The organism is Chitinophaga deserti, assembly GCF_003149455.1.
In the GTDB taxonomy this organism is placed as follows: Bacteria; Bacteroidota; Bacteroidia; order Chitinophagales; family Chitinophagaceae; genus Chitinophaga; species Chitinophaga deserti.
On record NZ_QFFK01000004.1, the window covers coordinates 498,174 to 521,056 of the forward strand.

Consider the following 22,883-nt stretch of genomic DNA (forward strand, 5'->3'; position numbering starts at 1 on the left):
TAATGCAACTTTACCGGACGGGTATTTAATAATAACGGAATCCGACCCGGTTAACCCGGCTGCCGCCGATTTTATGCTTCGCAATATGACTGAACGAATTGTGCCCATGGGTACCTGGCGGCTAGCACCGGGCTCCCCTCCTTTACGGGCAAAGCATTGCAGCCAATGCCCGGCAAAGCCACGGGGGAAGTTGTTCATATTTAATTTAGTCAGCGATTTGGCCGGATGCGAATGATCACAACCTCTCCATTCAGCATTCAGAAATTTGGGAAATTGTAAATATCCCTTGAAAATCGATGGGAAAATCGGAAATTGCCAGGTACCAACATTGGAAAAAATGGCAAGAAAAATTACCAGCGGCCCTATCAGAGATAAAGAAAGAACCAAGAATAAACTTTTAAAGGCAGTCGGCGCTATTTTGAAAAAAGAAGGTTTTCCCGGATTAAATATCAGCAAGGTAGCTTCGAAGGCAGATGTGGACAGAAAACTTATTTACGAATACTATGGAGATTTAGAGAATCTTGTACAAGCGTATTTGAATAATAAGGATTACTGGAAAGTTAACCTGGTGAATATCGATGAAATAATAGAAGGAAGCAGGGAGGATTTCGGCAAGCAGATCGCCTATTCTGCGTTAGAGGGCCAGTTTGATGCTTTAATGGCCGATAAAGAAATGCGTAAGATAATCACCTGGAGCTTGTGTGAGAATTTCAAACCATTGACGGATCTGAATATGGAACGCGAACGCCTGGGCGAAGCACTTTTCAGCAGTATCAGTGATAATTTTTTCAAAGATAAAGAAGTAGATATCAGGGCCGTACAAGGACTGCTGATCGGGGGCGTTTACTATTTAACGCTTCAGGCCAAAATGAGTGGACAGACTATGTGCGGGATAGATATCAACACAGCGGAAGGAGAGGAAAAAATAAAGAAGACCCTAAAGCAGATTATTGAATGGGCTTTTTCTTAATGGTGCCAGCGAAATTATATATTCCCAAGCCCAGGGCGCTGGAGCCAATTGTGCCATGTAACCCGGTAATTGTTTAGTTTCTTTTCCTGCTATCCATTTGATTATTTCTGTGGCATTCTTCATCAGACAGTCTTATCGGACAAAGTTTTTTACTACCGCAGGATTGCCTTTCTCAACGTAAATATCAACTTCAGTTGCCGGCAAAATTCTCCCTGGATGAATCAGGTCGTTTTTGTTTTTTTTAACAAAAACGCACGTGTGTTGAATTATGGGTGTAGAAAATACCCCAGGCCCGCCCGGGGTATTTTGAAGAAGGGAACCCCTCCTGCTGCTCGCTATCAAGATTGAATTTTAATCTTTGTTCTGGATCTGTATGCGATTATAGACCATGAAAGCAACCATTGCTGTCTGCACCAGCAACAAAATCATGTTGAGCTACACCATACATTTGAGAGTATGTTGCAGTGCTGGGGCCTGATACGTAAATAATCCACATGTTACCACATACGTCTTCAAAGAGGAACCTTCTCTGGATACGGAGAAAACCTTCTTTGGCTTTGCTTTTGGTAGTGGATACGATGAAATCGTTTTTGTTCTCTTTTGAATTTGATTTTAATGCTGCCTTCTTGGTTACAACAGGAGAGGTCGGTTTGGGAGTTGAATGGTTTGCTGAACCGCTAAACCAAATTGTTGTGCAAATTAATACACCAAGTAGATGTTTCATGTTTTGTGTTTTAAGTAATGAGTGACAAACAAAATCTATCAAGTGGCAGAGGACGGTGTTACATCACCTTCTTCTGAATGCGAAGGTAGAAATTAAATATTAAATCACACAGATGTGAAATAATAACCTGATAAATATTGATTATAGTATAAGTGTTATGGATTAATGGACATTATATTATCTATCGTTTGGTCGCATCATTTTTTTTCATCTCCACTACCAGAGAATTTTTCTATTAACCATATAATTCTCCCCCACCGGAGAATTTTTCGGTAAAGCCACTGTCGCCGCTGCTGCTTTGCCCTGCTTCCACAGCCATGTATTCCTCCCGGTATCAGCGTAAGTATATCATCGGTTTTGGTCCATTTTGTTGTAGCCGCCCGCTATCGAAACGAATAGTTTTATCCCCGGAAATAGTTGATTGCCCCGTAATAGCCGCATCTGATAAGGTAATCCCACGTAAAATGCCTATATTTGGCGTTAATGCAGGATCTCTACTACATATTAACTGCAGCCTCGTTTACAAATTATCCGGGGGCTTACGCCAGCGTTCATCAACTGCCTGGCAAAGCGTACTTCTATTCCAACTTCAAAGACTTCTATACTTTAGCCCCCGCCTGTTAATACTCGCTAAGGACGGGGGATTCACATTTTAAATTCCAGCAATTGCAATCGTATCGCGTGGCTACACGGCTTCCGCTGATCCGGTGCTTTATGCCTGCCTTTTCCGCCGATGACAGCGCGCATCGCGACAGGCAAACTATTTTCCAGACTTCACGTAAAATAATACACCCATGCAAATCACTCATAAAACACAACCCATCATACATCAGGACGATCATGCTATTCTTCTCGGTTACCTCGGTACCGATGCCACAGCACCACTGGAAGACAAACTGAAGCAGGCTAAAGTAGTTCCGCAGGACGAGTTCCCTCGCGACGTGGTGCGCCTGCATTCCCGTGTAACCGTCCGCGATAAAATGGCCCGTATGAACTTCACTTACAACATGTCTTTACCCGGCAGCAACCATTCCGTAACCTCAACTATCGGAATGGCCATACTGGGATTGCAAAAAGGAGAAGAAGTGAAACTAGTACAGAAGAACAGCAAGAAATATTATATCGTAATGGAAGTATCCAATCCAACCACCTAAGTTGACATAAAGTACGAAAGCCCCGCCAGTCAAAGGACTGGCGGGGCTTTTTATGGTTATACAGCCTATACTGCCATGGTACTTATCAAAAGTTCCCACCTACATCTACCACCCATATTCCTTAATTTGTAGCAATAAGCGCCACAAATGACGGGAATCAACACCTTATTATCTCACCCACCCGCCTGGAAGAACCACAGGATAGGCCTGGTAACCAATCACGCCGCATCCACGGTAGACTTCCGGCCTGCCCGGGAGGCACTCCTGACGCAAGGCTTCAACATCACCCGGCTATTCTCCCCGGAACATGGTCTAGAAACCACCGGGGAAGATGGCAGGGAAATGCCCGACGGAATTGACCGCCTCACAGGGATTCCGGTAATCAGCCTCTACGGCGGCAAACTGGCGCCTGATCAAAACGACCTTTCTGATATAGACATCGTTCTATTCGATATCCCTGACATCGGTTGCCGCTTCTACACCTACCTCTGGACGATGACCCATGTCATGGAAGCCTGCGCCGCCCACAGAAAGTACCTCGTGATTGCAGACAGGCCCAATCCCCTCTCCGGCAGGCTGCACCTCGCCGAAGGCCCGTTGCTGGACGAAGCCAACTGCAGCAGCTTTATCGGGAGATGGAACATCCCCCTGAGGCACAGCTGCACTGTAGGTGAACTGGCGCTGTATTTCAAAAAAATCAGGAGCATGGAGCACAGCCTCCAGCTGGAGGTAATCGCCTGTCAGAACTGGCAGCGGACGATGTTTTACCCCGACTGGAGTTCATCTTTCATCCCAACCTCTCCGGCTATTCCCTGTTTTGAGTCCGCTTTACTGTATCCGGGTATGGGCCTGCTGGAGGCAACCAACGTCAGCGAAGGCCGTGGTACGGCTACGCCTTTCCGGGTTGCCGGCGCTCCCTGGATGGATGGCCCACGTATTGCGAAGTTGTTCAATGCTTATCATCCCGAAGGCGTGTATGCAAGGCCGGTAAATTTTACTCCTGCGGAAGGTAAGTATCAGGGGCAAAAATGCAGTGGTATCATGCTGCATGTCCAGGATCCGGGTGTTTTCAGGCCTGTCAGGAATGGTTGGTTGTTGATACGGCTAATCCGGGATCTCCACCCCGGTCATTTCTCATGGGCGCCCTACCCTACTTATGTAAACCGCGCCGGAACCCGGCATCTGGATCTGCTTTTGGGGGTAAAAGATGCGGAATCGCTGGTGGCCGCGAAGGCTGAAGGCGGATGGGAAGATATCGCAAAGTATACGGCCCCGGGAGACTGGCCGGAAAGGATCGCACCGTTCCTGCTATATTAAAACTATATTAGCTTACTTTTTGACCATATATGAACACCTACCACTTCCGTTTTAATAACAGCAGGAAATCCTTAACTATTCTGCTATGGTTTTTCGTCACGTTGCTGACTGTTACACTTACCGTGAGTATTTTAGTGGTACGGTCGAACCGGCATCTTCCCGGCTGGCTATTGCTGATCTCCTTACCATTAATGATAATTGCTATTTACAGGCTGGTTGTAGCGGCTTCCCAGAGGCAGTCGGAAGATACGGTTACATTTAGTGAAGAAGGCTTTACCAGTGCCTGTTTCGGTGATGCATTGTATGCAGAGATACGCTCCATTCAGGTTCCTGCCCGGCAGATCTCATTGTTAGGGGGGCAACAATACGACTATTATAAACGTACCGAAGCCGATTTTCCGCATCTCGAATTTTCAATCACAATGGGCAACGGCAAAACATTACATTGGATATTAGGCGAATGGGGTAGTTTTTACAACTCAAAAGAAGACTTTTCCGTTTTCTTTAACTTTCTCACCGCGTTAACCGATCAGCTGTATCAGCTTCATCACCCTAACGAACCCTATAACAGCTATCTGAAAATTCTCGACGATAAAGGTTCCTGGGAAAAACGGGGTTAATACCTGTGCTTTATAACCCCCGTTTACCACTTTCAATGGCAATGAACTCCGGCAGATAATTGGGGGTACATCCTTTTGAAACCTTATCCCCTTTGTAAAGTTTTGTTGTTTCTCCAATGGCAATGCAGCGGGCGCGGTATTGTTTATCATATATGCCAATCCACCCCGCTGTGAAATTCATAGCCCATTGCACAGCAGGGTCTTCTTTGGCAATGTTGGCTTCTATTTGCGTTAATAATGCCGGTGTATTGGCTGGCGGTGTTTGCCCTGTCCATCTTAAACGGCCCTGATAGTACCAGAATGTCCGTCTTTGTAAGGCAGACTTGCTATTCTCCCACGATTCAATCAGTGCAATGGTTTTCTTGTTTTTCGTGAGTTGATTGGCCATGAGCCAGTCCATCAGCTGATTTCGCTCATCAACCGGATGGGTATACATATCCTTGTCAAGGTCATTGATCAGTTCTTTTGAAACAAGTTTATTATCCATGATTAAGATCGCCAGCATCCTGGGAAGGAACTTGCCGGCAGACCATAATTCCATCGCCAGCCCGTGATCCGTTTTAATGCGCTTGGCAATGTTCCGTATGTCTCCGAGTTTAGTATTGGCGGTAATTTGTTCCAGAATGGTGGTTGCGCTTGAAGATAATTTCATGGCAATCTTATGATTTGTTGATAGATGAATAGGTTCCCCGGCCAGCGGGTACTTCAAATTTAAAACATTTTCTTCTATGCTCCACTCCCTCATGCCGGATTAAGGCTAAGCATAAAAAAAGCCACACATGGCTGTGAGGCTTTCTATGAAAACTGCAATCTTTTGTTACAAATGCCTGTCAGCTTCGTTTATTTCAAGATCATTGATACTTGCGTATCTTTTTTCCATTAAACCGTTCTCGTCAAACTCCCAGTTCTCGTTACCATAGGCCCGGAACCATTTTCCTTCTTTGTTTCTATACTCATATTCAAACCGCACTGCTATTCTGTTTTCCGTATGTGCCCAGTATTCTTTCTTCAATTTGTAATCCAGTTCGTTATTCCATTTATTCGACAGGAATTGCACGATTTCCTCGCGGCCATTAACGAACACATTCCGGTTACGCCACTCGCTGTCGATGGTGTAAGCCAAAGACACTTTCTCCGGATTTCTTGAATTCCAGGCATCTTCTGCCATTTGGATCTTTTGTTTTGCTGACTCCAATGTAAATGGAGGTAAAGGATGTTTCTGTTCCATAATAAAAAGCTTAGATTAAACTGTTCACGATTCTTTTGGATTTGTTGACCAACTCATTCGATTTGAAAAGCTGGCTTTCTATAATTGAACTTTCAAATAACATGTAGATGTGTGCCGACAGCAGTTCATCCCCCAGTTCCGTATCGAAGAACTGCCTGAGGTCGCTTTTATGTGCCTGGATAACAGCGAGTATGGCGTCCTGCTCTTTGGATATTTCTGATAAGATGTTCAGAAAGCTGCACCCCCTGAAATCTTCCTTTTCATTCATGTGAATGATGAAATCAAAGGCATTTAATACGCGCTTTTTAGTGCTTTTAGACTTAGAGACGAAAGCCATCAGTTCTGCAAACCAGTAATCATGTCTTGTATTCAGAAAGGCCACACACAGGTCGTCTTTCGACTTAAAGTGCTGGTAGAAGCTGGCTTTGGCAACATTGGCTTCGCTGATAATCTGGTTAATCCCGGTGCTGTTGTACCCCTGCTGGTGAAACAGGGCAGTAGCTGTATGGATTAATCTTTCCCTGGGAGCGTTCATATCCTTATGCTTTATGAATACAAAAGTAGCGTATCCTAAACAAACAGACAAGTCTGTCTATGTATATTTTTTATTTAACTATTATTATGGATGTGAGCGTTCAATTTTTACCGGCCCCTTTGCACTTTTCTAGGAAAGCAATTATCTTTCGGCAAACGCCATTCTTATGTATAAAGTCCTCTCCACTTTAGTACCGTTTTTATTCCCGGTGGTTTCCTCTTTTGCGCAGGATAGTCTTTACGCCCCGCCGGCCCTCCGGAAAGATCTTCAGTTCATCCGGAGTCAATTGTTTAATGCGCACGCCAATCCCTTCTCCCAGCTTACAAAAGAACAGTACAGTAAGTATCTGGATTCGCTGGAAGCAGGACTAACCACGCCATTAAGCCTCACTGCATTCCGGGATAAGGCTGCCACAGCCCTCCTGCCCCTGGGCGACGAGCATGCCGCCCTTACCGTTATAAAGCCAAAAGCTGATCGCAAAACCCTGAATTACGCAGACAGTGTGCCTACAAACATCCAGTATCGCCGGTATGGCAATACGGGTTATATCTTCGCAAGATCGTTTGGCACCAGAGGTAATCAGGACCTTCCTGTATACGAACGTTGTATAGACAGTATTTTCGTGCTGATAAGGCAGGATGGTGTAAAGCGCCTGCTGATAGATGTAAGCAGTAACGATGGCGGAGCTTCTGCAGTAGGCAGTATGCTGATTAACCGCATCCACAGTAAACCTTACCGCTCCTATTCCATGAACTGGAAACGGAGTAATGAATACCTTGCCACCATAAAATCGTGGGGTATTAAAGATGAAGTGTATGAGAAAACCGCACCCGGCGAAGTGTTGCATGCATCCTCCCGCAGCATAACCCCCGATGAAGTGGCTAACCGCTTTAAAGGAAAAGTGATGGTACTTATCGGCCCCGAAACATTTTCAAGCGCCATCCTCTTCGCCACACTGGTGCAGGATAACAAGATAGCCCGCCTCGCAGGAGAATCTCCGGCCACCGGCCACCCCACCCATTTTGGAGAAATGTATTCCGTTGTGCTGCCTAATACCGGCCTGCAACTGCGCTTTGGCGTAAAGGAATGGATCCGCCCGGCCGGTCGGGATGCCGTTAATAAACTGGTGCCCGACTTTCCCTGTAAGCTCCCTGCTGATGGGGATGTTGGTAAGCTGATAAAGCTGCTGCCGTGGTGAGGCCAATACAGGCCCATCTATTATTTGGTGCTACTTTTTAAGACTAATGCCCCAGTGCGTGCAGGCGCCCTTCCTTCGACTCAGGAGTTTCACACATTGGGTTCCGTTGCGTGAAGGATAGCGGTGATATGAAAGGGGAAGTTGTACTGTCCCGCCACCATGCGCTGCAATAAACATTCCCGCAATCATGATAAGTAAAAAAAAATATTCTTCATTCAAAAAAAAAATATATCTTGGATTATTATGCTTGAGGCGATAACGGAAAATTGAAAACCCTGTGAACTGTGCATTGTTATCCCGTGACGAGAATGTTGTTTGTATATTGATAAGTTAATTTGACGTTATGATGATCCATTTGCTGTTATCTATTAGCCAGCCGGACATTTCTTGCATTCATCATTTTCCAGCATTGAATTATTTCGGGCAATCCCGGGGAATCAATCATGTACTTCTACCGTGACTTGTACCTATTATATAACGGCGTATTTCCCGCTACAACCCATGGCATTTTCCTAAATCGCCGGAAGTATCCCCCGATTGGAAGGCGCTTTGTAAACCTTACTTATCGATAAGCACCATAAACCCAAATTCATCACCCAGTTAAAACCCAATTATGCTAAGAAAGATTCAGCAGTATTCTGCGATCCTGGCCATTTGCGTCTTTCTGACCGGCCTTGCGATTTCGATGTCTTCCTTTACCTCCTCTTCTTTCCTGTCATTTGACGAAGCAACCTTCGACGATACCGGAACTGATACGGGCTCAGGTTCGGGCGGTACAGTGCCTTCCGCATGTCCTGAGGCTACTATTACAACGGTATCCGGTCAGACCAACAACGTAACTTCCTGCAATTGTACCGTATCTGTGTACTTACAGGTTGGTTGGAACCCGCCTAAATTTGAGCTTAAAACGCTTACATTTAAAGGCATTCAGAATTCATGCAATTCCGGATCGGAGAGCCAATCCTGCGACGCATTTGCCTGCTCTTCCACCCAGACGGGCGGCGGCTCTGGTAGCGGCACCGGCACAGGCACCGGCTCCGGTTCAGGTTCTGGTTCCGGTTCCTGATCCACCTCAGCATTGAGGTAAATGTAATCACCTGCCGGGACTGATGCCTAGGAGCAGTCCCGGCATTTTAACGCTCAACGCCAATCTTATGCATCCATTCCTGAAAATCACTATTCCCGTTATGTTGGCGCTCCCCTTTTTTTCCTGCCAGACCTCCGGCACCAAAGAAGCGGCCACGATTCAGATCAAACCCGTCTATAACGTTCCCCTGCAAAAAATGATGCTGGAAATGCCCCGGTGGAAATTATCCGGATTTATTGATACCATTTCATACATCGTACTCAAACCTACCGAAGCATCCGGCGATTTCGGGGAGATATCGAAGATCTATTACACCAGTAACCGCATCGTGCTGCACGACCGCCAGCTTGCCCGTGCAGTTTTCCTGTTCGACTACGAGGGAACGCTTCAGGGAAAGATCAGTGAAACTGATATTCCCGGCGGGTCAGGGGCCGTAACCGATATCAGTGTAGATCCGGAAACGGAGCAGATCGGTATTTACAGTGCGGTCAATAAAAAAGTATTCTTCTTCAGTAATGAGGGCAATCTCCTGCGCGAAGTGCCCATCCATGGTTATTTCGCCACCTTCGAAATTACAGGCAGCAAGGGTATGCTCTTTTACCGCGAAATCCAGAAGTCGGTACCCAAAGATCCCTATGATATGCAACGACTTTGTTTTTTCAATACCGACGGTAAATACCTGAAAGGCTGGTTCAAAGGTGCCCGGAACACCAGCATACAGGTACCCACAGAAAGGCCTTACCTGCGTGTAGACCCCATCAGCAGGGAAGTGCTGCTGGAATCGCCCGATTACCGGTCCCTTCTGCGTTTCCGGCCTGAAACCATGGTATTGGAAACATATGCAGATGTACAGCTTGGCAAGACAGATGTTGAAAAGCGGATCAACGGCGCCAAATCTTATGATGAATACCTTTCCCTCACCCGGAAACTTCCCCGCATGTCAGGCGTGCCGCTGATGTTGCCCGGCTTCCTTTTCGGCCAGTATACTACTGCAGACAACATTATATGCGGCTACAGCTATCAGTTTAGCGACAGCGTCTCCACTTCGTTCTACGACATTGAAAACGATATTGACTCCATCCCGCTGAAAAATTCACCAGCCAATGGCACCAATGGACAACAATTGTTTCTCTCCCTCGATAACATGATTGCTTTCAAAGACGAAGTGCTGCCCGAATCCGCCAGGAAAGCGAAAATCGGTAACGCTGCGCCTTTCCATACCATTATTGCCCGCCTTCACCTGAAGAAAAAACAAAAAGTATGAAGATAGTCACCGGCATCCTTCAAATACTGCTTTGCCTCGTTGTCATCTTATCTGTATGGGGCTACCTCGCATTGCGCAAAAATGCAAGTGCGGCCCTTGCACAAACGGCAACGGAAAAGAATGAACTGGTGCAGTCACGAAAAGATATCCTGAGCGCCAATTTCAACGCCCAATTTAATAATAACCGCCCCGCGCCGGATTCCGTTGCCCTATATGACATTGCCACGGGCCAGCAGCTAAATATGCCTTTCCTGGTGCTGCCCACCATGCAGCCTCCGCTTTTTCTCCGGATTGATAACCGGTATTGCGTAGATTGTATTGATACCAGCCTTGTAATACTGCGGAGCATCCGGCAACAATATGGAGACGCTTTCCGGTACTACATCATAGGGTCTTTCCCGGATGAGCGTAACCTCCGCTTTTACCTGTCGCAAAAGAAGATCGGAGAATCGGCGCAGGTACTCACTGTTCCTGAAGGAGGCCTGAGTTTGCCGGCAGAAAACGCCCTTCAGCCGTATTTCTTTACACTGAATGAGAACCTGCAGATCCAGGATTTCTTCTTCCCTGTAAAGTCGGAACCGACCTACAATGCTGCTTTTATCCAAAGCCTTTCCAAATATTTACACAACTGATGCAACTCATCATGAACACTCATCGATACTCGCTTATTTTGCTGGCGGGTTTACTGACGGCAGACGTAGCCGCTCAGGTTACCTCCACACCGGTAACTTTACGGATCGATCCGGCACAATCACAGGGTGCGCCCGTTTCCTCCGTATTCGAATCCGTGGAGTTCATCCCGTTGGAAACAAACCGTGAAAGCCTTTTCGGCCAGATACATTCCATGCGCGTCATTAAGGACCGGTTCATCATTCACGATCGGGAAACCAATGCTGTGCTGATCTTTGGCAGCGACGGCAAATTCCTGCATAAGATTGCCGGGAGCCGCCTCGGAAAGGGCGGCACCCATCGCGGTACCATCAGCAGCTTCAGCGCCGACCCGGAAAACGCAACTATTCTGCTGAAGGAAGGAAGCCGGCAGTTTTATTACGGCACCGACGGGAAATTCCTGCGGGAAGACACGCTCGGGTTTATTAACAGCGAAGAAGCACCACTGGGGCAGGATGCGGTAGCGCGGGTACTGTACGATCCCGGCCCGCAGTATCCCGATACAACATGCAATGAGCTTTTCGTAACAAGGGGCCATTCAGTTATTGCCGGATATTTCCCGTATCAACGGCAATCGGCGGAAATACACCCCATCGATTACATACATATTTCACATGCTTCATTTTACCCGGCAGGGATGAATGGGGCATATTTTTTCACCCGGCCGTATGATTACAATGTATACCGGATTTCAGCAACAGGGATGGATACCGCTTTCCGGGTGAAACTGCCGCTGCAGCATACGCTGCCGCCCGGTTTCTTAAAAGATCCGGCGCTGAAGAATACGCGCTTTCAGTATCTGATGAATCATCCTGATTTCGTATTTCATATCGGGAACGTTTATACATTCGGCAACCTGTTATTCTTCAAGCTGGCCACCGTTAACGGGGGATTGAAACATAACGATTCTTTCGTGATGGAACTGAACAGTGGCCGGCTCGTGTCCGTCAACCAGTTGATACCGGATGCCGCTTCCCACTTCCTGCCCGTTACGGACGACGCCAATGGCGTAGAGTTCGTAAACAGCAATTTTCTCGATGCCAGCGAGGGATATCTTTATACGAATTATGCAGCTGTCACCCTATTCGGTTATCAGGCGGAAAGCGCTTCCAAACAAGCGGAATATCCTGCAAAGCTCGCCTCCTGGTTCCAAAAGGGCAATAAGAAAGCCAACCCGGTTATCATTAAACTTAAACCCAAACAACAACTGTAGCGAATGAGATGGATACTAACCATCCTTGCGATATTTGCAGCCACCCCGGTATTCGCCTGGCAGGCAAAACCAGTGCCTGCCGGTGAGGTGCGAGGCACGGTCCGGGATCCGGCACGCAATTTCCTGCTCCGTGGCGCAACATTGGCGGTATACCGTGTTCAGGATTCGTTGCTGCTCGGTTTCCAGCTGTCCAACAGTTCCGGCGAATTTTCCTTCCGGCAGTTGCCTTCCGGTATACCGTTGCGGTTCGTTGCCAGTTATGTAGGATACACCGACGCCGTGAAAACAGCTACCTTGCCGGCGCAGGGCGGTATGCTGGACCTGAAGGATTTTCTCCTGGAATCTTCTGCCACCCGGCTGAAGGAATTCGTTGTACAATCCGTTCCACCCGTACGGATGAACGGTGATACCCTGGAATTCAATGCTGATGCCTTCAGACTCGATTCTTCTGCCGTGGTGGAAGATCTGTTGCGAAAGATCAATAACGTCACCATCTGGGGAGATGGAACCATTACTGTCAACGGCCGGGAAATATCCCAGGTGCTCGTAAACGGAAAGCCTTTCTTCGGCGGTGCCACAAAGCTGGCCACCCAAAACCTGCCGAAAAACTCGGTAGACAAAATACAGGTGTACAAGCAGCAAACGAACAATGGTAATCCTTATGATTCCACATCCGTCATGAACATCCGGCTTAAATCCGGCAGAACTGCAGGTAAGTTCGGTAAAACGGGTGCGGGATATGGTACCGGAGACCGCTTTGATGCAGAGGGCAGTATCAGCCTTTTTAATCCAAAAATGCAATTATCGCTCGCCGGGGCCGCCAACAACACTAACCGGGATGCTAACGATATGACGGCGCTACTCAACCAGCAGACTTTCCGCAGCTCCGGTGTTACCATGGACATGCAGCCGGATTTCAGGCGGAAAGGGCGCAACGACTTTTACGGTGGCGGCGCTATGTGGCAATACGACTTCCGCCCCAACGCCGGTGCGCAGGAAAAAAATCTCCTGTCTTCCAACTTATTCATACGGAACGATGCGCTGGATGGGCGATCCGATCTGGAATCCACCACACAACTGGCGGCAGACAGTCAGCTTGTGCAGCGCTCCGTTTCCCGCACATTTACGGACAGGACGCGCTCAACCTTTGGCGCGCGCTACGAAAACGTACTCCCCCACCGTATCTTCTACCTCACACCAAGCCTTGAATATAACCGCCTGAGCAGCAGGCAGGAAAATACGCAGTCGGCCGCTATACGCGGGGAAATACAAAGCACCGGCTCCAACCGCTCCGGGCAGGAACAAACCTATAAAGGGGCCGGATTTCAGGCATATTACCAAAATACTGAACCGGGCGAACGTTTCCGCAACTTCAGGCTGCAGTATGACCTGCAGGCGGGAGATCAGCAATCAGATATCCATCAGGCTACCATTTTCCGGCCCATTGCCACGCCTGGTAACGGTATCGACTACGACCGCAAGTACAACAGGTCCGTGCGGCACATGTACCATACACTAACGGCTGCATCCGGCAACCTTACAATAAAGCAGTTGGGAGGCATCCAGCTCAGCCTGCAGAACGAATTGGGCATACAGTCAAGGAATGAGGATCAGGTAGTGACGGATGTACGATCCGCAGGCGGGCACCCGGTAATCAACTACGGATTAACGCACCGTTCGGAATTCACATCCCTGAACATCATTCCGGGATTGTATATGCAAAAGTCTTTCTATCGGAAACTGACGAACAGATACGAACACCGCTGGCTGCTTCGTGGAGGTGCAAGGATGCAATTTTACCGGCAGGAGCTGTCATCCAACCTTGCATTCCGGAATTACGATAAATCTTACAGCAGCCCGGTGCCGGAGGCTACGGTTGAATACCAGCGTTCGGAATATGGTTCCTACAGCGACTGGTACCGGCTAACGTATAAAAAAACCAATCAGTTCCCGGAGCCGGAGCAGCTGGTTCCGCTGGCAGACAGCATCCGAATTTATTACTTCGATGCCGGCAATCCGTTCCTGCGTCATTCGGAAGACCATGCGGTAACTTTCACGCTGGACAAATTCATGCAACGCCGGCCTAATGATTTCACGTACAAGCTGGCGGCTACACTCGGCCTGAGGGACCGGTATATGACAGACAGTTCGCTGACAGACAATACCGGCAGAACGACACGTTACATCGTGAATGCCAACGGATACCGGTATGGCCGGTTGTCAGGGGAGGTTATCAAACCAACAAAGTTTAACCGGAACCTGCTGAACTCCCGCCTCCAGTCGCAATTGCAGTTGTCGCATATCCCTTACTTCGTTAATAGCATCCGCAGCAACGCGCTTTCGCTCAGCCATCAGCATACCTTCCTGCTGGAATATGCACATACAGACCGGTGGGCGGTGCATATTTCCCAATCAGCCGCATTTTACCGTGCGAAACAATCGGGGCTGGAGCAAACGGTATTGCGGAACAGGAATTTCGCTACCCAACTTAGTGTAAAAGCGAATGCAGGAAAGCGCCTTTCATTCGACAGTAATGTAACGTACAACCGGAATGCGTCTTCCGCCTTCGAGGCCATCGGTTACACGATATGGAATGCCGGAGCCACCTGCAGGTTCCTCCGGGGGAACAATGCAGAGATCAGGCTCCATGCACTGGACCTCCTGCGGCAGAACACAGCCGTTGTAAACACCGGTTTCGGCAACAGGCTGACGACCGGTACGGAAAACGTGCTCACGCAATATTTCATGCTGTCGGTAGCCTATTATCCGAGACAATTCAAACACAAATAGTCCTTTCGATATGGAAACCCTATCGCTCCGCCTATATGAGACCCCCGCCCTCCGACTGCCCGTTAAGCTGGCGCTGGCGGCGGTGATGTTGGCCATCGTGGCATTCATTTATGCCCCCGTCACTACGCTTGATTTCTCCAACCCTGACGACGACTGGATGCTGATCAAATATGAACTCGTGCATCCGGCGCAGTTCAGTATGGCTTACCTGTATGAAGTATTCACCAGCTTTAACGATATTCAGTATTCCCCTCTTAACACACTGTATTACTACGCCCTCTACAGTATCAACGGGTATGATCCTTACTACTTTCACCTCGGCTCCCTGATCGTTCATATGATCAACATCCTGCTGGTGCACCTGGTGGTAAAAAGGGTGATGGAAGATTTTGAACTGGCGCAGGCCGGTATTTCCGCTGCCATTATCACTTTTATCTGGGCGGTGCATCCGTTGAACGTGGAATCGGTTGCCTGGATCTCAGCATCTAAAGTGGTGTTGTTCACGATGTTCACCCTGTTATCCACCTATTGCCTGATGCGGGGCATGGATGGGAAAGCCGGTTGGTTGGCGGGGAGCTTAGCATTCCTTGTAATGGCATGCTGCTGTAAGGAACAGGCGATTATAGTGCCTGTAACGGGATTGTTGTACGCAGGCTGCCTGCGGCTGCACCGGGGGCTTCCGTTATGGAAGATGAACGGCGTCATTTATGGCCTGGCCCTTCAGTTGATCGTGTCAGTGACATTCGGGTTGATTGCCCGGAAAGCCAACGTAGTATTGAACACGCAGTTGGTACCCATCATCCAGTATGATGCATTGCAGCGCGTGCTGCTGTCGTTCTATTGTCTCAGCTTTTATCTTACCAACGCATTCGTTCCGCTCAACCTGCATTATTTTTATCATTTCCCTGTTAGCCCCCACGCGGCTTTCCCGTTCACTTACTATTTATATGCAGTGGGATTGACGATGCTTTCAGCCGTGGGCATCTTTTTGCTGCGGAAATCGCACTGGCGGTATTACATGCTGTTCTGCGCAGGGTACTTTTTCCTGCACCTTGTGCTGGTGCTACATATCATTCCCATGATGCGATCGTCTATTGTAGCAGACCGCTACATGTACCTGCCGCTACTGGCGATGCTGCTGGCTATCGTTCCTTTTTGCGTCAGAATGCTGGAACGCAGGGGGAATATATGGCGGCTTGCAGTGGCCGTGGGATTGTCTGCTTACCTGACGCTGCTCTGCCTTTACAGCCATCAACTCGTTCAAAACTGGTCTAAACTTAACCTGGCATCATGATAAAACAAACCCACCGGTCCGTATGGATACTTTCCATCCTTGTTGTCATCATGGCATGCACGAATATTTTCGTGTTACTGGCAAAAGGAAAATCGTCACCACCGGTAGCACTGGTTGTGCTGCCCGGGAAAATCGTAAAGCTCAACCAGAAAGCCGTCCGGCAGACGGATCCCTGGAATAACTATCCCCTCCTTGCGGGCCTGGTTAACGGCCGGCCGGTTGCAGCTTCCACATTGTTGCAGGATACTCTCGGCCGGAAGCACCTGCTGGCAAAGATCGCTTCGCAGGAGGCAACGCTTTTCTTCCGGTGCACCACGCCTGAAAATCACATCATGGATGAAGTGAGCGCTGCCGCCCGGCGCGCCGGATTGCGGCTCGTACTCCTGACGGATACGGTACAGCGGCGGCAGGCGGCTTATCAGGCACTTGTGGCACAGTCTGCATCTGCCATACCGGTATACCGCCTCGGCACACCGTTGCAGAATGCCCTGGAAGACGCGGAGCTGCCCTATCTCTTCGCATTGGATAAAGATCTGGCCATGCGCCATGTTTTTATTCCCCGGCCAGAATTGCAATGCGTCACCGAAAGCTATGTTGAACAACTGGCCTCGCACAAGCGGCCTTAACATTCTACACCCTTCAATCTATCCCCAATGCATCCCCTGTTACCGAACCCGGAATCCCACGCTGCCATCGGCCATGTAACCGGCCTGAGGCATGAAACGGAGTATACCGCGCCGAGGCTGGGCATCGTAGTGCCCTGTTACAATGAAGAAGAAGCCATCCCATACACCATCAACACATTATGTACCCTGCTTGAACGGCTGCAGGATGAGCAACGCATCAGTTCAGACAGTTTTATCCTGTTTGTAGACGACGGCAGTAAAGACCGCACTTTCCGCCTGCTGCAACAACATAAACGGGATTGTTACCGGGTACTCAAACTGTCCAACAACCGCGGTCATCAGTTTGCATTGCTGGCGGGGCTGCAGTATATGACAGACAAGGTCGATTGCTCTATCAGCATTGATGCGGACCTTCAGGACGATCTGAATGTGATCCCTAAAATGCTGGATCTCCATCGGGAAGGCTACCATATTGTTTGCGGTGTACGCAGTAACCGCTCCACCGATGGCCCTTTCAAAAGAATGACTGCCTGGATGTTTTATAAGATCATGGACAAGATGGGGGTGACGCTGATAGAGAACCATGCAGACTTCCGGCTGCTGTCGGCCAAGGCGCTGCAGGAAATCGCCCGGTACAAGGAATCCAACCTTTTTCTCCGTGGCATCTTTACCGTGATTAACCTTCGTCTTGGTACCATTTCATATACGCAGGGCCCGCGGCGGCAGGGCAAAACGAAATATCACTTAGGCAAGATGCTTTCGCTCGCCGCACGCGGCGTAACAGCGTTCAGCAGCGTGCCCATCCGGATGATCACCTTCCTTGGGATAGCGGTATTCCTGTTTTCCATACTGCTCAGCATCAATGTATTGGTCGTTTATATGCGGGGTGAAGTGGTGCCGGGCTGGGCATCTATTACCCTGCCAATGTACTTCTTCGGAGGACTGCAATTGCTTTGCCTCGGGGTGATCGGGGAATATGTAGCCAACACTTACACGGAAGCCAAACGCAGGCCGCATTACCATATTGAGGAAGTACTTGAATAAACGCAAAACCAATAGTATGAAAACTGATATCGTTGTACATGCAGACGATTTCGGCCTTTGTCCGGAGATCACACAGGCGATCCTAGCGTGTGTAGACGGCGGTTCCGTTGGCAGCGTCAGCGTCATTTGCAACACACCTTATTTCGGGGAAGCTATGCAGTTGTTGAAAGCGCAGCCGGGCCGTTGCGTTGCACGCCTGCACCTGAACCTTGTAGAAGGGGAACCTGTGAGCCATAATGTTCCCGCACTTACGGATGCTTCCGGACGGTTCCGGCATTCCTTCGCCGGATTGTGGTGGCGGTACACGTGGTCTGGGCGAACAGGAAAGAAGCAACTGGCGGAACAGGTAGCGGTGGAATTGGCCGCTCAAATAGACAAGTACCTGGCCGCCTCGCCGGATGCGGCAGTGGCGGTAGACAGTCATACCCATGTACATATGATCCCGTTTGTATTCCGTGAACTGCTGCGCCTAACGGAAACGAGGCCCGTCTCGTTCATCCGGTTGCCAAGGGAGCGGTTTTATCTCTCGCTCCGCAGCTGGCAGCATTACTGCAGTCTCAATATCGTGAAGCACCTCCTGCTGAACCGGCTTAGCAGGAGTGCGAGGGCATCGCTAATGGCTGCTGACATTGGTCATAATACGTATTTCATCGGCGTACTGGGTACCGGGAGTATGACGGCAGATAGCATTGAGGCGGGTATTAAAGCCCTCCGTGGCAAAGTGGGCTCTTCCGTGGAGATCCTGCTGCACCCTGGCGGTGTAGCGAATGCCGGGCGGATCAACTGGCCAACGCAGCCGGAATTCGCGCGTTACTATACGGCACCGCAGCGTTCCCGGGAAGCGGCGCTGGCGAAAAGCGATCAGTTGAAAAAAATCCTATCCGCAACGTTATGAGAATTTTCCTCGTCATAGACGAAACCAACTTCTATCAACCTGATTTTGTGGCGGCTTTGCTGCGCAACAGGCAATACGAATATGTTGGGGCCGCATTGGTGACGGACATTCCGCGCCAGAGCAGCCTCAATACTTATCTGAAGAAGAATTACCGCTTCCTCCTCCCTTCCGAAATGGCGCGGCTCGCCTGGAAACAGGCCCGCTTCAGTTGGCTAGATTGGTTCGGCCGCAAATCTGAAGGCGGCCCTTTCTATAGCGTCAAATCCGTACTCCGCCATTTTGGTATTGAATACTTCGAACCCGGTCAAAACATTAATCTCCCTCAACATACCGATCGGATCAGGAAGCTGCGGCCAGACGTTATCCTGAGTTCAAACTCACTGATCTTCCGAAAAGCAATGCTTGAATCGGCTCCCTGCTGCATCAACCGGCATAGTGCGCTGCTGCCCTCTTACGGCGGGTTGTGGCCTGTATTTCAGGCACTGCGTAACAAGGAAGCCAGCGTTGGGGTCACTGTACATGAAATGACGGAAAGGATTGACAAAGGGAGGATTCTCGGACGGGTGGAGATACCGGTGGAGCCGCATGATACCGTAGATTCCCTGTATATCAAATGCTTTAAATACAGCGCAGAAGCCTGTTTTATGGCGCTGGAGAATATCCGGAACGGCGTAAAGCCCCTGCCTGATGTTCATCCCCCGTCTTACTTCAGTTTCCCTGACAGAGGGCATTGGGAAGAATTCAGGCAGCAGAACAGAAAGTTTATCTAACACCTGGCATCTAAATATTTATTGGATGTATGATACTATTACCACTACCCTAAAGCGGCAGATGCGCCATGTTCATCAGCGGGTATCTCACCTGCGCCGGATAAAGCAACTCACGGAATTTTTGGCGCCCATGTTCGCATCACCACCCGGCGTACCATCGCAGCATTGCCTCGATATAGGTTGTGGAGACATGCAGCTTTCTGCCGGCATCCATAATATGGCGGGTAACACTACCTGGCAGTGTATTGATTTACACCCGCCCCGCGGTACTGCTGCGCATGCCCAATACCAGCAATATAACGGACAAACGATTCCATTTGCAAACGGAGCATTTGATGTGGCCCTGCTGGCCGATGTGCTGCATCATGCGGAAGATATACCCGGCTTATTGCGGGAAGCGGGGCGGGTAGCGCACCGGCTGGTTGTTAAGGATCATTTCGAATACGGAAGATATTCCCGCGCTGTATTACAGGCGATGGATTTTTATGGGAACTGGGCAAATGGTGTGCCGGTGCCCGAAGGTTACTTCACTCCGGAAACCTTCCGGATTGTATGCCAGCGTCTTGGTTATCGCGTGGCGGTCCAGCATACGGGTATAGACCTGTATGCGCACCTGCCGGTTCTCGGGCGGATCCTGCGCCCTGAATGGCAATTTATTGCCGTTATTGAGACGCGCCCTCCTGCCTGATATTCATGAACAGCTGGCATAGGTTCAGAAACATACAGGCTACCATCAATTGAAAGCCAAACAATAACAGGAAGCCTGAGGGCAGAATTGTCTTAAACGTTACCGAGGGGTCAAGCGAGCCATAATGGCGTTCCGCCCAGAATTGCAAGGCCTGTGCCCCCAGCAGCAATCCACCTGCAAACAATACCATGCCGCTCCAGAAGCCACTGGCAGACCTGATATAACGGATCAGCCGCTGATGCCGGCCATGCACCCGGAAAATGCCCCGCAGTTCCCCCAGGTACCTCCCCAGTAATGAAAAGAAGCACATCTGCAGCCCGATGCCGGCCAATATCAGCGTATAGAACTGCGTGTGTACGCCGAGCATAAATCCGGGAAAAGCCAGGTCCCGCACGGTCAGCAGTAAAGCCACCAGAACACCTGCTGCTGCAAGGAGCAGTCCGGGATAAAAGAACAGCCACCGCGGGCAGAACAGTAGCAGGAAGCGTAAATGCCGCCAGCCATCGCGCCAGGTATTGAGATGCGGTTTGCGGCCCGGGGCATCAGGATACAGGCGGGTGGGCACTTCCACGATTTTCAATCCCTTAAGTGATGCTTTAACGATCATCTCCGACGCAAATTCCATCCCGGGCATTTTCAGATCCAGCGCCTCATATGCCGATTTTGAAATTCCCCGCAGGCCGCAATGGAAATCTCCTATCCCTGCTTTGAAGAATAACCTTCCGATGCCCGTCAATACCGGGTTGCCGAGGTAACGGTGCAGGAAAGGCATAGCATCTTTTTCAATCCCTCCAAGAAAGCGGTTGCCGATTACGAGGTCTCCGCCCCGCTCATGCGCTTCCACGAACGGCTGAAGATCGAGGAAGTCGTAACTGTCATCTGCATCGCCCATCACAATGAACGATCCTTCGGCCAGGTTCATCCCATGCATCAGCGCCATACCATAACCTTTCTCCGGCGCATGTAGCAACCGCACGCCTTCTTCAGCCGCAATATTGAGGGAGCCGTCAGAACTGCCGTTGTCGGAAATGATGATCTCTCCCCGGATGCCGGAAGCAGCAAGAAATGCCTTTGCTTTCCGAATACATGTCCTTAAGGTACGGGCTTCATTCAGACAGGGAATAACAATAGATAATTGCATGGGGATTGGGTTATTGAACATGTGGCGGGATTTTGTATACGATGAAAGATGGGTTGCGGTAAACGGTTTGCAGGGAATTGAAAGGCCGGTAACGTAGAAAGGCAGTGTCTTGCTGATAAAAATTGTTACCGCCTGTTCGAAATACATAATATTGCGCGGAGCGAACGAGGGCCAATGGATTGTTGATTACGACCAGCGAGCGCCTTTCCGCATACAAATGCATGGCTCGTGGGCGGAAGAATGCGATTACATCCTTCTTATCCGTTTTTTCCTTTATAAACCGGAACATATCGCGGCTGTCTTTTTCCATAGGCCCGGCCATAACAGCCGGTGAGGCAAGGTTTCTGCGTATATGTATAAAGTCGGAATGCAGGTGAAGGATCAATACGAAGATTGCCGGAATGAGCACCACCGCTCCCAGCCATTTTAAGCGGGTAGCCGCAAGCTGCAATCCTGCGGTAGCGAAAAGCAGGGCAAACGGAAGAAAAGCGAACAGGTAGCGGTGTTCTCGGAACGGCCATGCCAGCAGGATCACGCCCAGTTGCACCATTACCGCCGCAGGCATAGCTGCCGATGTGCGCAAGCGGTACAGCCCCGTCAACATACACACGAAGAACAAGGTGAAGAAAAGAATGTATTGTTTGAATCCCGTCAGCATCCAGGTGAGTTTTGCCGGGTAATACTGCCAGTTTTCCCGCAGGGTATCGAGGCTGCCTATGCCGGTTATTTCCATATGGGATGCAAATCCCCGCGGCAATAGCGCCCCTGCAAGGGTATCCAGTAAAAACCACGTTGCGGGCGGAATGGAGACCAGCATAATCTTTTGCCACCGCCATCCGCCATCCGAAAAGTCCTGTCTTGCGGACCATACCGCATAACAATAGGCAGGCAGCAGAACAATACCTTCTGTCCGGATGAGAAACGTAAACCAGGATAACCCTCCAAGGATTATTGCATACCGCCAGTGCTGCCGCCTGAAGAATCGTTCGGCACACAGCAGAGAAAGTAGCATCAGCAACAGGAAAGGGAATTCGGTCAGTACGTTGCTGGTGTGATGGAGATAGAGGTTGTTGAAGGCCAGCAACAGCATCCCGGCAAATGCCCAGCTTTTCGGGATAAAACGCCGGGCCAGCAGATAATAGCATCCCATTGCTAATACGAAGAACAGGCTTTCCAACATCTTCAAAACGGCAAAATCCGGCCCGGCAATACTGATTACCGGTGCCAGCATTATGGGGAAGCCCCATGGGTATGCTTCCGGGCCAAATTGCATATCAGATTGCCTGACCATGAAAGTGTTTTCTGATACCAACTGAGGTACTTCTCCAGACAGCAGGGCCTGGGCCTGGTGAATGTACAGCGCGAAATCATCGCCCCAGTTATGACCGGGTTGGTGCAGCAGCATGCTGGAAATAAAAGCAACAATGAGCGCGAGGCAAACCGCATAGTCGATAATGGGTACGGGGGAACGAAGCAAAGCCGTCTTTTCAGTTTTCATAGCATAGTGTAGCCGGCTCCTTGCAGGGCCGGCAGTTTTATCGGGTTCAGGAAAATCAATCGCTACTATTTTACCGGTTCGGGTAGACCGGTGGTTATCCACCTTACATCAGGGTAAACACACTTATCATACTTAACTAAAATAATAAAAAAAAATGA

At 49.4% G+C, this 22,883-nt stretch carries 22 protein-coding genes; 16 read left to right on the forward strand and 6 right to left on the reverse strand.

Annotated elements, in window-relative coordinates; genetic code table 11:
• Nucleotides 1-337 precede the first annotated feature (337 nt).
• On the forward strand, nt 338-970 hold the full coding sequence (locus DEV76_RS11820) for a TetR/AcrR family transcriptional regulator (RefSeq protein WP_109698104.1): 633 nt from the start codon (nt 338-340) through the stop codon (nt 968-970).
• 379 nt (nt 971-1,349) lie between these two features.
• On the opposite strand, the gene DEV76_RS11825 is transcribed toward DEV76_RS11820, so the two are convergent.
• A complete protein-coding gene (locus tag DEV76_RS11825) occupies nt 1,350-1,694 on the reverse strand; it encodes a hypothetical protein (RefSeq protein ID WP_109698105.1) in 345 nt (114 codons plus the stop codon).
• 794 nt (nt 1,695-2,488) lie between these two features.
• Between DEV76_RS11825 and DEV76_RS11830 the strand changes: the two genes are divergently transcribed.
• The 3 genes from DEV76_RS11830 to DEV76_RS11840 all read left to right on the forward strand — a co-directional run bounded on the left by DEV76_RS11830 (nt 2,489) and on the right by DEV76_RS11840 (nt 4,785).
• Nucleotides 2,489-2,848: a GreA/GreB family elongation factor gene (locus DEV76_RS11830; protein WP_109698106.1), complete on the forward strand. Its 360-nt coding sequence runs from the start codon at nt 2,489-2,491 to the stop codon at nt 2,846-2,848.
• Nucleotides 2,849-2,995: 147 nt separating this feature from the next.
• Nucleotides 2,996-4,165 carry an exo-beta-N-acetylmuramidase NamZ family protein gene (locus DEV76_RS11835; protein ID WP_109698107.1) on the forward strand — a complete coding sequence of 390 codons (1,170 nt, stop codon included), beginning with the start codon at nt 2,996-2,998 and terminating at the stop codon, nt 4,163-4,165.
• Between the two features lie 191 nt (nt 4,166-4,356).
• A complete protein-coding gene (locus tag DEV76_RS11840) occupies nt 4,357-4,785 on the forward strand; it encodes a hypothetical protein (RefSeq protein ID WP_109698108.1) in 429 nt (142 codons plus the stop codon).
• Nucleotides 4,786-4,795: 10 nt separating this feature from the next.
• Here DEV76_RS11840 and DEV76_RS11845 read toward each other — a convergent pair whose 3' ends face one another.
• The 3 genes from DEV76_RS11845 to DEV76_RS11855 form a co-directional block, all read right to left on the reverse strand.
• The gene (locus DEV76_RS11845) at nt 4,796-5,530 is read right to left on the reverse strand and encodes a DNA alkylation repair protein (protein ID WP_198652037.1); all 735 of its coding nucleotides are present in this window, start codon (nt 5,528-5,530) and stop codon (nt 4,796-4,798) included.
• Between the two features lie 72 nt (nt 5,531-5,602).
• On the reverse strand, nt 5,603-6,013 hold the full coding sequence (locus DEV76_RS11850) for a nuclear transport factor 2 family protein (protein WP_198652038.1): 411 nt from the start codon (nt 6,011-6,013) through the stop codon (nt 5,603-5,605).
• A gap of 10 nt (nt 6,014-6,023) precedes the next feature.
• A complete protein-coding gene (locus DEV76_RS11855) occupies nt 6,024-6,548 on the reverse strand; it encodes a TetR/AcrR family transcriptional regulator (protein ID WP_109698110.1) in 525 nt (174 codons plus the stop codon).
• Between the two features lie 166 nt (nt 6,549-6,714).
• Here DEV76_RS11855 and DEV76_RS11860 point away from each other — a divergent pair, with 166 nt between their 5' ends.
• From DEV76_RS11860 to DEV76_RS11915, 12 genes are all read left to right on the forward strand, one after another.
• Entirely contained in the window at nt 6,715-7,746 is a 1,032-nt protein-coding gene (locus DEV76_RS11860) for a S41 family peptidase (protein ID WP_109698111.1), read from the forward strand.
• Between the two features lie 613 nt (nt 7,747-8,359).
• Nucleotides 8,360-8,812 (forward strand): hypothetical protein, encoded by a 453-nt coding sequence (locus tag DEV76_RS11865; protein WP_157962845.1) that lies wholly within the window; start codon nt 8,360-8,362, stop codon nt 8,810-8,812.
• An 88-nt stretch (nt 8,813-8,900) separates the two neighbouring features.
• Nucleotides 8,901-10,097, forward strand: a complete 1,197-nt coding sequence (locus tag DEV76_RS11870; RefSeq protein ID WP_157962846.1) for a 6-bladed beta-propeller — start codon at nt 8,901-8,903, stop codon at nt 10,095-10,097.
• Entirely contained in the window at nt 10,094-10,729 is a 636-nt protein-coding gene (locus DEV76_RS11875; RefSeq protein ID WP_109698114.1) for a hypothetical protein, read from the forward strand. Before DEV76_RS11870 ends, DEV76_RS11875 begins: the two co-directional genes overlap by 4 nt.
• An 11-nt stretch (nt 10,730-10,740) precedes the next feature.
• Nucleotides 10,741-11,979: a 6-bladed beta-propeller gene (locus DEV76_RS11880; protein ID WP_157962847.1), complete on the forward strand. Its 1,239-nt coding sequence runs from the start codon at nt 10,741-10,743 to the stop codon at nt 11,977-11,979.
• A gap of 3 nt (nt 11,980-11,982) precedes the next feature.
• Nucleotides 11,983-14,769 (forward strand): peptidase associated domain and porin domain-containing protein, encoded by a 2,787-nt coding sequence (locus DEV76_RS11885; RefSeq protein ID WP_109698116.1) that lies wholly within the window; start codon nt 11,983-11,985, stop codon nt 14,767-14,769.
• A 10-nt stretch (nt 14,770-14,779) separates the two neighbouring features.
• On the forward strand, nt 14,780-16,063 hold the full coding sequence (locus tag DEV76_RS11890) for a hypothetical protein (RefSeq protein ID WP_109698117.1): 1,284 nt from the start codon (nt 14,780-14,782) through the stop codon (nt 16,061-16,063).
• Nucleotides 16,060-16,689 (forward strand): hypothetical protein, encoded by a 630-nt coding sequence (locus tag DEV76_RS11895; protein ID WP_109698118.1) that lies wholly within the window; start codon nt 16,060-16,062, stop codon nt 16,687-16,689. Before DEV76_RS11890 ends, DEV76_RS11895 begins: the two co-directional genes overlap by 4 nt.
• Before the next feature lie 27 nt (nt 16,690-16,716).
• Nucleotides 16,717-17,733 (forward strand): glycosyltransferase family 2 protein, encoded by a 1,017-nt coding sequence (locus tag DEV76_RS11900; protein ID WP_109698119.1) that lies wholly within the window; start codon nt 16,717-16,719, stop codon nt 17,731-17,733.
• A gap of 16 nt (nt 17,734-17,749) precedes the next feature.
• A complete protein-coding gene (locus tag DEV76_RS11905) occupies nt 17,750-18,628 on the forward strand; it encodes a carbohydrate deacetylase (protein ID WP_157962848.1) in 879 nt (292 codons plus the stop codon).
• Nucleotides 18,625-19,398 (forward strand): formyltransferase family protein, encoded by a 774-nt coding sequence (locus DEV76_RS11910; RefSeq protein ID WP_109698121.1) that lies wholly within the window; start codon nt 18,625-18,627, stop codon nt 19,396-19,398. The genes DEV76_RS11905 and DEV76_RS11910 overlap by 4 nt, the downstream gene beginning before the upstream one ends.
• Before the next feature lie 25 nt (nt 19,399-19,423).
• Nucleotides 19,424-20,086 (forward strand): class I SAM-dependent methyltransferase, encoded by a 663-nt coding sequence (locus DEV76_RS11915; protein WP_157962849.1) that lies wholly within the window; start codon nt 19,424-19,426, stop codon nt 20,084-20,086.
• Here the strand turns inward: DEV76_RS11915 and DEV76_RS11920 are convergent.
• On the reverse strand, nt 20,061-21,227 hold the full coding sequence (locus DEV76_RS11920; RefSeq protein ID WP_198652039.1) for a glycosyltransferase family 2 protein: 1,167 nt from the start codon (nt 21,225-21,227) through the stop codon (nt 20,061-20,063). The genes DEV76_RS11915 and DEV76_RS11920 overlap by 26 nt on opposite strands.
• A gap of 10 nt (nt 21,228-21,237) precedes the next feature.
• Nucleotides 21,238-22,725 carry a glycosyltransferase family 39 protein gene (locus tag DEV76_RS11925; protein WP_109698124.1) on the reverse strand — a complete coding sequence of 496 codons (1,488 nt, stop codon included), beginning with the start codon at nt 22,723-22,725 and terminating at the stop codon, nt 21,238-21,240.
• Nucleotides 22,726-22,883: the final 158 nt, after the last annotated feature.

What these genes read in the sequence shown, in the direction of transcription:
- DEV76_RS11910 (WP_109698121.1), top strand. Translation starts at nt 18,625, where the DNA reads ATGAGAATTTTCCTCGTCATAGACGAAACCAACTTCTATCAACCTGAT.
- DEV76_RS11925 (WP_109698124.1), bottom strand. Translation starts at nt 22,725, where the DNA reads ATGAAAACTGAAAAGACGGCTTTGCTTCGTTCCCCCGTACCCATTATC.
- DEV76_RS11875 (WP_109698114.1), top strand. Translation starts at nt 10,094, where the DNA reads ATGAAGATAGTCACCGGCATCCTTCAAATACTGCTTTGCCTCGTTGTC.
- DEV76_RS11870 (WP_157962846.1), top strand. Translation starts at nt 8,901, where the DNA reads ATGCATCCATTCCTGAAAATCACTATTCCCGTTATGTTGGCGCTCCCC.
- DEV76_RS11885 (WP_109698116.1), top strand. Translation starts at nt 11,983, where the DNA reads ATGAGATGGATACTAACCATCCTTGCGATATTTGCAGCCACCCCGGTA.
- DEV76_RS11895 (WP_109698118.1), top strand. Translation starts at nt 16,060, where the DNA reads ATGATAAAACAAACCCACCGGTCCGTATGGATACTTTCCATCCTTGTT.
- DEV76_RS11825 (WP_109698105.1), bottom strand. Translation starts at nt 1,694, where the DNA reads ATGAAACATCTACTTGGTGTATTAATTTGCACAACAATTTGGTTTAGC.
- DEV76_RS11845 (WP_198652037.1), bottom strand. Translation starts at nt 5,530, where the DNA reads ATGAGGGAGTGGAGCATAGAAGAAAATGTTTTAAATTTGAAGTACCCG.
- DEV76_RS11865 (WP_157962845.1), top strand. Translation starts at nt 8,360, where the DNA reads ATGCTAAGAAAGATTCAGCAGTATTCTGCGATCCTGGCCATTTGCGTC.
- DEV76_RS11880 (WP_157962847.1), top strand. Translation starts at nt 10,741, where the DNA reads ATGAACACTCATCGATACTCGCTTATTTTGCTGGCGGGTTTACTGACG.
- DEV76_RS11855 (WP_109698110.1), bottom strand. Translation starts at nt 6,548, where the DNA reads ATGAACGCTCCCAGGGAAAGATTAATCCATACAGCTACTGCCCTGTTT.
- DEV76_RS11915 (WP_157962849.1), top strand. Translation starts at nt 19,424, where the DNA reads ATGTATGATACTATTACCACTACCCTAAAGCGGCAGATGCGCCATGTT.
- DEV76_RS11920 (WP_198652039.1), bottom strand. Translation starts at nt 21,227, where the DNA reads ATGCAATTATCTATTGTTATTCCCTGTCTGAATGAAGCCCGTACCTTA.
- DEV76_RS11890 (WP_109698117.1), top strand. Translation starts at nt 14,780, where the DNA reads ATGGAAACCCTATCGCTCCGCCTATATGAGACCCCCGCCCTCCGACTG.
- DEV76_RS11905 (WP_157962848.1), top strand. Translation starts at nt 17,750, where the DNA reads ATGAAAACTGATATCGTTGTACATGCAGACGATTTCGGCCTTTGTCCG.
- DEV76_RS11860 (WP_109698111.1), top strand. Translation starts at nt 6,715, where the DNA reads ATGTATAAAGTCCTCTCCACTTTAGTACCGTTTTTATTCCCGGTGGTT.
- DEV76_RS11835 (WP_109698107.1), top strand. Translation starts at nt 2,996, where the DNA reads ATGACGGGAATCAACACCTTATTATCTCACCCACCCGCCTGGAAGAAC.
- DEV76_RS11840 (WP_109698108.1), top strand. Translation starts at nt 4,357, where the DNA reads ATGATAATTGCTATTTACAGGCTGGTTGTAGCGGCTTCCCAGAGGCAG.
- DEV76_RS11900 (WP_109698119.1), top strand. Translation starts at nt 16,717, where the DNA reads ATGCATCCCCTGTTACCGAACCCGGAATCCCACGCTGCCATCGGCCAT.
- DEV76_RS11820 (WP_109698104.1), top strand. Translation starts at nt 338, where the DNA reads ATGGCAAGAAAAATTACCAGCGGCCCTATCAGAGATAAAGAAAGAACC.
- DEV76_RS11850 (WP_198652038.1), bottom strand. Translation starts at nt 6,013, where the DNA reads ATGGAACAGAAACATCCTTTACCTCCATTTACATTGGAGTCAGCAAAA.
- DEV76_RS11830 (WP_109698106.1), top strand. Translation starts at nt 2,489, where the DNA reads ATGCAAATCACTCATAAAACACAACCCATCATACATCAGGACGATCAT.